An 11,742-nucleotide genomic window follows, 5' to 3' on the forward strand; every position below is an offset into this window, starting at 1 on the left:
CATCTTTAGCATGAATACCGAATTGAATATCGCCAGTGTCGGCTGGAACAGAAACGAGGTTCCAGAAGGCGTCAAAGGCTGGAGTTGGGGCCCGTTCCTCCTGAACTGGATTTGGGCTATCGGGAATCGAACCTGGATTGGTCTGTTGGTGGTAATTCCCTACGTTGGCCCGCTTGTCGCGCTCTGGCTCGGATTCAAAGGCCGCGAACTGGCCTGGAAGGCACGCGAGTGGGAAAGCGTCGAAGAGTTTGACCGGGTTCAGAAAAAATGGTCGCGTTGGGGTGTCGGCCTATTGGTCGGTACGCTTACATTTACAGCGGTGGGTGCGATTGGTTTCATTCTCACCCATCCGAGCGCCCAACGGAAGGAGGCAGCCGTCGTCGCCGCGCCTCCTGCGCCGGTCGCAACCTCTACCGCGCCGGTAAAAGAAGTAACGGTGCAGGCTGCTTCGGTGGCGCCAGTTCCTCATTTCAGCGCACACGTCAACGATTCGATCGACATGCTGAATGCCACCCAGGTTTCGGAACTTGAAGCCTTGCTAACGGATTATGAAGCGCGGTCGCGGCATCAGGTTGCGGTTCTGTTGGTAAAGTCAACATTTCCTGAACATATAGACGAGTACAGTCTCCGTGTTGCGAACGCTTGGGGCCTGGGGCGGAAAAATGTCAATGACGGCGTTCTGCTCGTAGTTGCCGCTGAAAATCCTCGCGACCTGAAGCGGATCCGGATTTCCGTTGGCAGCGGACTGGCATCGGCCTTGACTGAGGAGAAATCCTTAGAAATCATGCGGAATGTCCTGGCGCCGAAGTTCTCCAGGCATGAGTTCGGAGAAGGTCTGGGCGCCGGCGTGAGAGCAATTGTCGCTGCCCTGGACGAAAAGGATAGCCCTGTCACGCAGAATGCATCACAGCCGCTGCCGCAATAGCAGCACGGCTTCAAGCACCCACAGGCTTGAATTAAAGAGAAAAGAGCCCACGAACGCAAATTCGTGGGCTCTTTTCACATCCTCGGATCCAGTCGCTCAGTCGACGCTAACTTCCTTGCGATTATCGCGCGACACCCGGTCGATCATCTTGTTATACGGATCGACGCCGACCTCGAAGGGCTGCTCTTTCACCGTCACGGTCACCACCGGGTTCGCCCCGCTCAGCACCCGCTTCTCCAGCAGCAGCACCTTCTCGTCCGCCTCCCTGGCTCCCTTGGCGCGCGCGAACACGCCGATCTCCACCGGCTCGTCGTAGGTGCGTGGCGTCTCCTTGCCCTTGCCGTCCGCCTCCATCTTCGCCAGGTGCAGCTTCATGGTCACGTCCCACTGGCCGTCGGCGCGCTTCTTCGCGCTGGCGTCAAGCACGCGGTTATCGTAGAAGACGATTTTCTCGAACAGGTCGGTGATGAGGGCCTGTTTGTCGGTGGGCGCTTCCTGACGAATATACGATACCAGTTCGGCGGAGGTCGTGAACGGCGACTCCTGGTAGCCCTTGTCCTGCAAGAAGCGTTTCAATGCGCGGTTGAGCGCCTCTTCGCCGATCTCGTCGCGCAGGCGGTAGAAGACCAGGCTGCCCTTGCGGTAGTGGATGTACTGCTGGTTTTCCACGCGCACCAGCGGCAGTTCCTCGATCGCTTCGCTGCCGCGCGAGCTGAGGTAGCGGTCCAGTTCATAGCGCAGGAAGCGGCGCATCTGGTGGCGGCCATATTCCTTCTCCATCACCATCAGCGCCGAGTACTGCGACAGCGATTCGATCAGCATGCTCGATCCCTGCACATTGGCGGCGGTGACCTGGTGGCCCCACCACTGGTGCGCCATCTCGTGGGCCGTCACGTAGAAGACGTAGTCGATGTCTTCCTTGTCGCGAAGGTCGGCGATGAAGCCGATCGATTCCGAGAACGGGATCGTGTTCGCGAAGGACTGGGCGAAGCTGGCGTAGTTCGGGAACTCCAGGATGCGCACCTGCTTGTGCTGGTAAGGCGTGAACTGGGTCGTGTAATAGTCCAGCGCCTTTTGCGTGGCCTCGATCATGCGGTCCACGTTATAACGGTGCTTGGGGTCGTGGTAGATCTCGATCGGGATGCCGTGCCAGTCGCCCTTCTTGACCTGCCAGTTGGCCGACAGGTAGGCAAAGAAGGGCATCATCTTCTGGTCCATCTTGTACTGGAAGTAGTTGCGGCCGTTTTCCTTCCACGACTTCTGCAGGTAGCCCGGCGCCAGCGCGACCTGGTCGCCGCTGGTCGAGACGGTGGTCTCGAAATTGATCCAGTCCGCGTCCGCGCCGAACATCGAGTTGGCGCGCGCCGCCTGGTCTTCCAGTTTGGCCATGCGCTCCGGCTCGCCCAGGCCGCGCTTGCGCCGCTCGTTGCGGTCCCGCAGCTCCTGGTCCGGCTGGTAGCCGATCAGCGGGAAGAAGGCGCGGTTGTTGAAGAAGGTACCGTTGTAATTGATCGTGTCGGCTTCGCCGTTATTCTGGAAGCCGGGCCGGCGCACGCCGACCATGAAGTCCAGCGGCAGGCGCCCGCCCGGCGGCAAGGCCTGCGCCAGCTTGATGATGCGGAAGCCGAACTTCTTGTCATCCAGTTCGACCTTGTGCTCGGGCAGTCCGGACAGGGTGGTCTGGACGTCCGGATTGAACTGCAGCCGCAGGGTGTCGAGCGGCTGGGCGGTCTTGTTCTGCAGGACGTAGTGACCGCGGATCTGGACCCGCCGCTGGTCCGGATAGATGTCCACCGCGGCGTTGACGTCGGTGATCTTCGCGTGCGGCAGGTCCTTGTACTTGCGATAGATCTTCTCGTAGTCCGCGCGCTTGTCCATGGCCACGTCGCCGGCTTCGTAGTGCGCCAGGGTGTTCGTGTTGTGGAAGATCCAGCCGCCCACGCCGGCAAACGCCGCCAGGCACAGGGCCAGCGCCACGCCGGACCCGCCCGTCAGGCGGCGGCCGGCTTCGCGCACGCGCGAGCGCCAGTCCAGCGACAGGCCGCGCACCCAGAAGGACTGGGCCACGATCAGGGCCGCCACCGTGAACAGGCTCCAGTACAGCGCGAACCAGGCCCACCCGGTGATGAAGTGGCCGTAGCCGTTCATGTCCGAATACGGCGTGCGCGGCAGGCCGGCGATGTTCATCAGGTTGTGGTCCAGGTGCATGACGCCGGCGACGATCTGCGACACCAGCAGCAGGATCATCAAGAGGTAGCCGATGAACTTGTTGTTCGTCACCACCTGCAGGACCACGGCAATCAAACCCATGAGGGCGAAAGGCAGGCCGGCAATCAGGACGCCCTTCAGGTAGAGCAGCCCCTCGACCGGCGCCCCGCCCTTCACCAGCTGGATGCAGACGGCGGCCAGGCTGCCGGCGAGCAGGAAGGCCAGCACCACGCCCATCAGCGCCAGGCTCTTGGCCACCAGCGGTGCCCAGTTCGGCACCGGCATGGCGTCGTTGACGTCGGCGATCCTGACCTGGCGCTCCTTGAAGATCAGCTCACCGGCGTAGAAGGTGACGATGATGAGCAGGAAGAAGTTGAAGCTGCCGCTCAGCAGCTCGACCATCAGGTGGGTCATCGGATAGACGTCTGTGCCGAACATCTTGCCCATCTGGGAGCCGGCGCCGACCATGTTCAGCACGCCGAACAGCAGCATCACGAGGAAAGGCACGCTCTTGAACACCGCCACGGCGTCGAAGGCGAGGATGTGCCAGCACTGGGTCCAGCGCGTGGCGCCCGTGAAGCGCGGCTCGATGCGCGGCAGCGCGATGTGCGCGGGCACCGGCGAGGAAGCCGGCAGCGGCCTGGCCTTGCCGAACAGGCGCTTGCCGGTGCCGGCGCGCTGCGGCTTGAACAGGACCAGGGTCAGGCCGAACAGGGCCAGCGCGACCGCGGTCCAGACCACGCGGTTGGCCAGCATGTAGCCGGCGATCGCCGGCAGCCCGGCATTGGCCTCGGCGGTGGAAAAGTAACGGGTGGCGCGGCCCAGGGCGCGGATGCCGAAGGGGTCGGCCAGCACGGCGATCCACTCGTTGTCGATGTTCTGGGTGAATTTGCCGGCCACGATCCACAGCACGAAGAAGGCCAGCACGCCCACGTAGACCAGCATGATCGAGCGCGTGGTCGAAGCCAGCAGCATCAGCAGCGCGCCGATGAAGAACAGGTTGGGCACGACCAGCACGCCCAGCGCCCACAGGTAGGCGTGGCCAGGGAAAGGCCCGACCCGCTGCGGATCCACCCAGGGCATCTGCGGGCCGATCATCATGCCGATCACGATGACGGCGAAGATGAACAGGCAGGCCACCAGGCCGGCGGAGAAGCGGCCGACCAGGTAGTCGCGCTTCTTCATGGGTGTGGCGAACAGCATGTCGGAGATGCCGACTTCGCTGTCGCGCAGCACGGTGCCGGCAATGAAAATGGTCACCACGAACATCGACATCAGGCTGAAGGCGCCCAGCAACTGGGCGACGACGACAGGCGCGTTGCGGTTCACGTTGCCGATGCTGCCGCCGACCTGGATCGCGTCGGTGGTGGTGGCGCCGAAGGCCAGCGCGCCGAAGATCAGGGCGCACACCCACAGCAGGGGCTGGCGCAGCTGGGTGCCCAGCTCGAAACTGAAGAATTCTCTCAACATGGCCGCTCCTTATGCCATGGCCGGTGCGTTGGGCGCAGCCGCGGCCGGCGCCGTGGCCGAAGCACGGCCGGCGTTGCGGATCTGGAGGAAATAGACGTCTTCGAGGTCCGGCTCGACGCTGACGAAACCGTCGTCGGGCTGCGACTCGGCGTACACATTGATCTGCGGCCGGCCCGCCACCAGGCGCGTCGACAGCACGTTGAAGCGCTCCTGGTATTCCGGCAGCGCTTCCTGGCTGACCGTGCGGCGCCACACGCGGTTCTTCAGCGTGTCGATGGCGGCCTGGGGCTCGCCCTGCAGCAGCACCGTGCCTTTGGCGATCATCGCCATGCGCGGGCACAGGTCGGTCACGTCTTCGACGATGTGGGTGGACAGGATCACCACCACCTGCTCGCCGATCTTGGCCAGCAGGTTGAGGAAGCGGTTGCGCTCATCGGGATCGAGGCCGGCGGTCGGCTCGTCGACGATCACCAGGCGCGGCGCGCCGAGCAGGGCCTGGGCGATGCCGAAGCGCTGGCGCATGCCGCCGGAGAAGGTGCCGAGCTGGCGCTTGCGCGCGTCCCACAAATTGGTCTGGTGCAGCAGGCCTTCGACCGCCTCCTTGCGCTCGCCCTTGCCCGTCAGGCCCTTGAGGACCGCGAAGTGGTTCAGCAGCTTTTCGGCGCTGACTTTCGGATAGACGCCGAAGTCCTGCGGCAGGTAGCCCAGCTGGCGCAGCAGGCCTTCCTTGTTCTTCAGGACGTCGATGCCGTTGAAGTGAATGCTGCCGCTGTCGGGATCCTGCAGCGTCGCGATGGTGCGCATCAGCGAAGACTTGCCGGCGCCGTTCGGGCCGAGCAGGCCGAACATCCCGTTCGGGATCTCGAGGCTGACGTTGTTGATGGCCTTGACGCCATTGGCGTAGGTCTTGTTCAACTGCTTGATCGATAGCATCCGGGTTCTCCAAAAAGTTGTCCAGGAATATTTCCTTTCGGATAATTTACCCTCAATCAAAAGCAATGTTCAAGCTATATTGGGATGAGTTGCGGGAATCGATGCCTGAACGACGAATTCCTGCTATATGCATGTGAACTTGAAAAGCGCGCGGCATCGGTGCACGATGCCATGCACCACTGAGCCAACCACAAGAAGGAGACGACGATGATCAAGGTAAGCGTGATGTACCCGAACGGCCCGGACGCGCATTTCGACGACGCCTATTACCGCGACCGGCACATGCCGATGGTGAAGCAGCTGATGGGAGACTACTGCAAGTTCTACACGGTCGACAAGGCGCTCGCCAAGGGCGCGTCCGACCCGAACGCGCCCTACATCGCGATGGGGCATTTGTTCTGCGATTCGGTGGAGGATTTCCAGGCCGGCTTCGGGCCGCATACGAAGGAAATCATGGGCGATATTCCCAACTATACGAACCAGAAGCCGGTGGTGCAGATGAGCGAAGTGGTGGTGGGTTAGGCCTCTGTCCGCTCCCAACATGAGCCGAGGATGATGCCGCACATGTCGGCACGCTGGAATCCCGGATCCTTGAAGGCGAGGAAATCGTCGTTGAAGGTACCGAAGGTGCTGGCGGGCCGGTGCTTCAATCCGCAATGGAAGGCGTCGATGATCCGGTGTCCGAACGCCGGGCCGCGCGGGTGGGCGGCCAGCACGGCCTCGCGTTCGTCGGCGCTGAACTTTTCGTACTGGCGGCCCGCGACGTCCATCCCTGCGCCCGCCTGCAGCAGGGCGATCTCCGGATGCATGTGCTCCGGGATTCCCGGCGTGGTATGCAGGGCGATCGCCAGCCAGACCTTCTCGACCTCGCTCTCGGGTATCCCGTGACCGCGCAAGAAATCGCGCGCCGCATTCGCGCCATCCACCTCGAAACGCTGCTGGCTGGCGTGGTAGTGCGGCGCGATGCCGATATCGTGGAACATGGCTGCCGCGTACAGCAGCTCAGGATCGAATTGCAGGCCCTGCCGCCTCCCGCTCAGAGCGCCCCAGTAATAGACCCGTACCGAATGCTGGAACAGCAGCTCGCTCTCGCTGTCGCGGATCAGCTGGGTGATTTCGCGCGCGAGCCGGCTGTCCGGTATGCGCACGCCGGCGATGTCGGTGTCCATGACCCCGCCCCGCTCACCTGGCCGCCGCCGGCACGGCACGGAAGCTGATCGCCATGCGGTTGTAGGCGTTCATCAGCCCGATCGCGATCGTCAGGTCGGCCAGCTGCTTCTGGTCGAACACGGCGGCAGCTGCCTGGTACTCGGCGTCCGGCACGCCGGTATCGGCCACGCGCGTGACGGTTTCGGCCCAGGCCAGCGCGGCGCGCTCGGCGCTGCTGAACAGGGCCTCGGCCTCGCGCCAGCCCGGCACCAGCACCAGCTTGTCGATCGTGACATCTTCTTTCAGCAGGTCGCGCGAATGCATGTCGATGCAAAAGGCGCAGCCATTGATCTGCGAGACGCGCAGGTAAACGAGGTCGACCAGGACCTTCGGCAAGCCGGATTGCAGGATATGCCCGTACACGCCGCCGAGGGCTTTCATGCCGGCGGGCGTTGCGGTGTTGTAGTCCATGCGCTGTGTCATCTGTTTTCTCCTGGAATGAATGAAGCCAAAAGAGAAGGATCGCGCATCGCGTGGTCAAAAAACAGTGCCAAGAATCGGGTTTTTTAATGTACCATCGGCGATGACCCAGCTTTCCATCAGCCTCGACCGCGGCAAGAAGATTCCTCTCGCCTCCCAGATCTACCTGACGATCCGCGCGGCCATCGAATCGGGGCAAATTCCTGCCAACGCCAAGCTGCCCTCGTGGCGCGACCTGGCGGTCCAGCTCGGCGTTTCGCGCGGTACCGTGCGCCTGGCTTATGAGCGCTTGATCGACGAGCAGCTTGCGCTCGGTCTGGGCGCCGCCGGCACCCGCGTGACCGAGCGCCGCTCCACGGCGCCGGTCTCTCCCTGGTCCGTGGAAGCCCCGCCGATGCCGGACCTGTTTCATGATTTCGGTTCCACGCCCCTGCCCTTCCAGATGGGCGTTCCCGCACAGGACGCGTTTCCTGCCGCCTTGTGGTCGCGCATCCTCGCGCAGGAGGCGAAGCGCAGCGCCGCAGGCCCGGTCGGGTATCCGGATCCGCGCGGCGACCCGGCCCTGCGCAAGGAAGTGGCGGCCTATCTGGGCATCGCGCGCGGACTGCGCTGCAGCCCGTCCCAGGTGCTGATCACGGCGGGCTTCTCCGGCGCCCTGAACCTCGCCATCCGCGGACTCGGACTCGAAGGCGGGCAAGCGTGGATGGAGGAGCCGGGCTTCCCGCTCACCCGCACGGCGCTGGGCCTGGCAGGCATGCGGGCGGTGGCCGTTCCGGTCGACGACGAGGGGCTGGACGTGGCCGCCGGTGCACGGCTCGCGCCAGGTGCGACGCTGGCCGTGGTGACGCCGGGCCAGCAAGCGCCGCTCGGCATGACGATGTCGCTGTCGCGCCGGCTGGCGCTGCTGGAATGGGCACAGCACAACGGTGGGTGGATCGTCGAGGACGATTACCTGAGCGAGCTCCAGCTGGAGGGACGGGCGGCCCCGGCCCTGGCCTCGCTCGACCAAGACGGGCGGGTGCTGCATATCGGGACTTTCAGCAAGACCATCAGTCCGGCCTTGCGCCTGGGCTTCCTGGTCGTGCCGCCAATGCTGGTGCGCCGCTTCGGCGACCTGATGGCTTGCCTGGCGCCCGCGCCTGCCGGCATGGTCCAGGCCGCGGTGGCGGTCTTCATGCAGGACGGTCACTACCTGCGTCACCTGCGCCGGATGAAACGCCTTTACGCGGCGCGGCGCGCGGCCTTGCTGCAGGGCTTGCGCGACGAAGTCGCGGGTGCAATCGAGGTGCAGGCCACGGCCGGCATGGCGGTCGTGGCGCGGCTGCATGGCGCGGCGTCCGATGTCGAGATTGCCGTGCGTGCGCGCCGGCTCGGGCTCGCGCCGACGCCGCTGTCGCCGTGGTACGAACAGCCTCCGCGCCGGCAAGGACTGCTGCTGGGCGTGACCAATGTCGGTGTGGAGCGCATTGCGGAGGACTGCCGCCGGCTGGCGGGGCTGGCACGGCCGGCCTGAGCGCCGCAGTGCGCGTTCAGGGGGCCGGCATGCCGTAGTCGCCGTCGTCGAGCAGCATGTCTTCGAAAAAGGCGCCGAAGCGGCGCGTCGGATCGAGCAGGTGGATCTCGAGTATCCAGCGCATGGCCGAGGGCGTCGCCTCGTAGCTTGCCAGCGCGCCGGTATGGATGGCCGCGTGCGGAAAATCGGACACGCGGTGGCCCGGCAGGTCGAAATTGAGCTCCCAGCCCATCGCGCAGGCCCGCGCGGCGGCGAATTCGTAGAGCGCCGCGCCGCTTGGTCGCCGCGTCTGCCACAGCTTGCGCACCTCGTGGAACAGGCGCTCGGCATCGCGGGCGCAGCGTGCGTACGCCGGATGGCTGCCGACCACGAAGGAGGCGCCGCCGTCGCCTTCCCAGTCATCGACCCGCGGAGCGATATCGATGAAGAAGATATCGTTCTCCTGCAGAACCACGCCGGGCGTCGAGGCCCGCTTCATCGGGACGATCGTATTGGGCCCGAAGCGCACCCGGGCCGGATGCCAGCTCAGTGCATGGCCCTGGGCCTGGATCACCCGCCTGGCCAGGTCGACCGCATCTTCTTCCACCATGCCGGGACGCACCTGCGCGGCGATCGCCGCGATCGCCCTGCGCGTTTCTTTCCGCGCCCACAACATGCCGTCCACCGAAAATGCGGGCCCTACGCGTTCCGCCAGATTGTCCATCGTCTGCTCCTGTCGATCGTGACGACCGTGTTGAAAGAGCAGTGATTGTCCGGCCCGGGAAAGGCCCCGGCGCGGCGGAAAAGCACGCAAAAGCGCCAAGCATGGCGCGAATCGCGCCAGTCTCGCGGCCGCGGACCGACACGGCGCCGGCGCCGCGCTATAGTGCAGGCAACCGAAGGAGAACCCGTGCCCAGTATCGCCATCCTCGCCTTTCCCGGCGTCCAGGCGCTCGACCTGAGCGGTCCGATGGACGCGTTTGCGGAGGCCAACCGTTTCCTCGCGCCGGCGGAGCATTACACGCTGCGCGTGCTCGGTACCGAACCGGGATTGCTGCGCTGCTCGAACGGCATGGCTGTCCTGCCGGACGCGCTGTGCCACGATGTGAACGAAGGTGTCGACCTACTGATGGTGGCGGGCGGTCCTGAACTGCCGCGCCGGCCCCGCGACCCGGCGCTCAGCGCCTGGCTATGCGCCATGAGCAGGCGCAGCGCGCGCATCGCCTCGGTCTGCAACGGCGCTTTTCTGCTGGCCCATGCCGGCCTGCTCGACGGGCGGCAGGCGACGACCCACTGGAACGACGCCACCAGGCTGGCCGCGCGTTTCCCGCGCATCGCGGTCGCGCCGGACCGCATCTTTGTCAAGGATGGGCAGGTGTACACCTCGGCCGGCGTGACGGCCGGCATTGACATGTCGCTCTATCTGCTTTACGAAGACCATGGCGCGGAACTCTCGCTGAACGTGGCCAAACGCCTGGTCGTGTTCACCCAGCGCAGCGGCGGCCAGTCCCAGTTCAGCCCTTTCCTGGCGCCCTACGTGGACCAGGCCTCGCCGCTGCAGACGGTGCAGCAGTTCGTGCTGGCGAATCTCGGCGCCGACCTCTCGGTACAGCGCCTGGCCGGCGTGGCGGCCATGAGCGAGCGGAACTTCGGGCGCGTGTTCCTGCGCGACGCCGGTGTGACACCCGGCGAATTCGTTGAGCGCGCACGCATCGACGCCGCCCGCGTTCTGCTCGAAACGGGCGACACGCCGCTCAAGACCGTTGCGCACCGCTGCGGTTTCGGCAGCGCCGCCGCCATGCGCGCGGCCTTCGTCAAGCACCTGGGCTTGAGCGCCCGCCAGTACCGGCTGAACTTCGGCGGGCTCGGGCCTGCTTCCGGCGCGCCACCCGGCGCTGGATGATCGCGCCGATGCCCTGGCCGGCCGCCTGCCGGCGGGCTCAGAAGCGCAGCTGCCCCTCGATCGAATCGTCGAGCGTCTTGCCGATCGCCGCGCCGACCGCCACCTTGGCGCCGGCGATGGCGTTGCCATGCTTGTTGTCCCAGTAGTAGCCGCGTTCCGGCACGAAGCGGATGACGGTGATGCGCGGGTCGTCCTCACCTTCCGTGAACCAGGTGCGCAGCATAAAATTCCACAGGTCCTTGATGCGCGCACGGTCGGTCAGCACCTCGGCGCGGCCTTCCAGCTCGAGGAAACCGGCGTGTGCGCCGGCCTGGAAGTGCAGGGTCACGGCCGGACTGGCCGCCAGCTCCAGGTTCTTGTGGCTGTCGCTGGCGCTGAGGAACCAGAGATGGCCGGTGTCGTCCACCTCGCGCACGCTCATCGGACGCACGCCGCGACTGGGGCCGATGGCGCCGTCGGTGCGGAAGAAGCAGGACGTGGCGTCGTCCACCATGTCCTGCACGCGTTTGATGGCTTCCACGCCATCGAGGTCACGGCGGTTCTGTTCAGGCTGCTGCTGGTTGATCGAATCCATGGGCGTCTCCGAAGGCCGACTTGGCCGATGCCAGACTTTAGCGCGATCCGCTCGCGCAGTATGTGCAGCCGCGAACACAGCCTGCGACGAGGGCTCAGGGCCGGTCGGCGACCAGCGCCAGCTCATGCTGCCGCGGCCAGTCCCAGCTCCTCGCCAGGCGCCAGTCGCGCCGGTTGCCCTCGACGACCACCTGCCAGTGGGTCTGCTCCAGTACCGGCAGCGAGACGGAGAACGCGCCGCCGGCGTCCGGCCTGACCAGCAGGCTCAGGTCGCGCTGCGGCAGGGTGGGGTGGGCGAACCGAATCGTGAACGGCGCCGCCAGCGGCCGGCCGGAGCTGTCGATGCGGCCGTGCAGGCGCCCGCCCTCGTAGCGCAGTTGCAGGGCCAGGCCCATCGCGCTCGCCACGCGGTCGCGGCGCAGGTCCTGGTTGATGGCCTTGCCCTGCTTGTAGTAGTCGTCGACCACCATGGCGTCCGGGTGACCCAGCGCCAGCCAGGTGGCGACCGCGCCGCCGACCAGCACGGCGGCCGGGCCGATCATGAGGAACCAGGGCCAGCGATGCGTGTACCAGGGCGCGGCCTGGGTGGGAATCCGGGTGATGTTCATG

General features: G+C 65.4%; 11 protein-coding genes. 4 read left to right on the forward strand and 7 right to left on the reverse strand.

All coding sequences use genetic code 11. The annotated features are described in order from the left end of the window. The first annotated feature begins 10 nt into the window (after positions 1 to 10). Positions 11 to 925 carry a YgcG family protein gene (locus LQV39_RS05725; protein WP_230021090.1) on the forward strand — a complete coding sequence of 305 codons (915 nt, stop codon included), beginning with the start codon at positions 11 to 13 and terminating at the stop codon, positions 923 to 925. 96 nt (positions 926 to 1,021) lie between these two features. Here the strand turns inward: LQV39_RS05725 and LQV39_RS05730 are convergent, their stop codons facing one another. Continuing rightward, positions 1,022 to 4,603, reverse strand: coding sequence for a M1 family aminopeptidase (locus LQV39_RS05730; RefSeq protein ID WP_230021096.1), 3,582 nt, complete (start codon positions 4,601 to 4,603; stop codon positions 1,022 to 1,024). 9 nt (positions 4,604 to 4,612) lie between these two features. Beyond that, entirely contained in the window at positions 4,613 to 5,536 is a 924-nt protein-coding gene (locus LQV39_RS05735; protein ID WP_230021098.1) for an ABC transporter ATP-binding protein, read from the reverse strand. A 207-nt stretch (positions 5,537 to 5,743) separates the two neighbouring features. Here LQV39_RS05735 and LQV39_RS05740 point away from each other — a divergent pair, with 207 nt between their 5' ends. Next, complete coding sequence (locus LQV39_RS05740; RefSeq protein WP_230021101.1) at positions 5,744 to 6,058, forward strand: EthD family reductase; 315 nt, start codon at positions 5,744 to 5,746, stop codon at positions 6,056 to 6,058. Here LQV39_RS05740 and LQV39_RS05745 read toward each other — a convergent pair. Next, the gene (locus LQV39_RS05745; protein ID WP_230021103.1) at positions 6,055 to 6,705 is read right to left on the reverse strand and encodes an HD domain-containing protein; all 651 of its coding nucleotides are present in this window, start codon (positions 6,703 to 6,705) and stop codon (positions 6,055 to 6,057) included. The genes LQV39_RS05740 and LQV39_RS05745 overlap by 4 nt on opposite strands. Before the next feature lie 13 nt (positions 6,706 to 6,718). Further along, positions 6,719 to 7,168, reverse strand: coding sequence for a carboxymuconolactone decarboxylase family protein (locus LQV39_RS05750; RefSeq protein ID WP_230021104.1), 450 nt, complete (start codon positions 7,166 to 7,168; stop codon positions 6,719 to 6,721). Between the two features lie 100 nt (positions 7,169 to 7,268). On the opposite strand from LQV39_RS05750, the gene LQV39_RS05755 reads away from it, so the two are divergent. After that, positions 7,269 to 8,678 (forward strand): PLP-dependent aminotransferase family protein, encoded by a 1,410-nt coding sequence (locus tag LQV39_RS05755; RefSeq protein ID WP_230021105.1) that lies wholly within the window; start codon positions 7,269 to 7,271, stop codon positions 8,676 to 8,678. Positions 8,679 to 8,694: 16 nt separating this feature from the next. On the opposite strand, the gene LQV39_RS05760 is transcribed toward LQV39_RS05755, so the two are convergent. After that, positions 8,695 to 9,381 carry a M24 family metallopeptidase gene (locus LQV39_RS05760; RefSeq protein WP_230021106.1) on the reverse strand — a complete coding sequence of 229 codons (687 nt, stop codon included), beginning with the start codon at positions 9,379 to 9,381 and terminating at the stop codon, positions 8,695 to 8,697. Between the two features lie 186 nt (positions 9,382 to 9,567). Here LQV39_RS05760 and LQV39_RS05765 point away from each other — a divergent pair, with 186 nt between their 5' ends. Further along, a complete protein-coding gene (locus tag LQV39_RS05765) occupies positions 9,568 to 10,560 on the forward strand; it encodes a GlxA family transcriptional regulator (protein ID WP_230021108.1) in 993 nt (330 codons plus the stop codon). Between the two features lie 37 nt (positions 10,561 to 10,597). Here the strand turns inward: LQV39_RS05765 and LQV39_RS05770 are convergent, their stop codons facing one another. Together LQV39_RS05770 and LQV39_RS05775 are read right to left on the reverse strand one after the other, a co-directional pair. Continuing rightward, positions 10,598 to 11,134 carry a pyridoxamine 5'-phosphate oxidase family protein gene (locus LQV39_RS05770; RefSeq protein WP_230021110.1) on the reverse strand — a complete coding sequence of 179 codons (537 nt, stop codon included), beginning with the start codon at positions 11,132 to 11,134 and terminating at the stop codon, positions 10,598 to 10,600. Positions 11,135 to 11,228: 94 nt separating this feature from the next. Further along, the gene (locus LQV39_RS05775; RefSeq protein WP_230021112.1) at positions 11,229 to 11,741 is read right to left on the reverse strand and encodes a FixH family protein; all 513 of its coding nucleotides are present in this window, start codon (positions 11,739 to 11,741) and stop codon (positions 11,229 to 11,231) included. Position 11,742: the final 1 nt, after the last annotated feature.

The organism is Massilia sp. Bi118 (assembly GCF_918697865.1).
Lineage (GTDB): Bacteria > Pseudomonadota > Gammaproteobacteria > Burkholderiales > Burkholderiaceae_D > Telluria.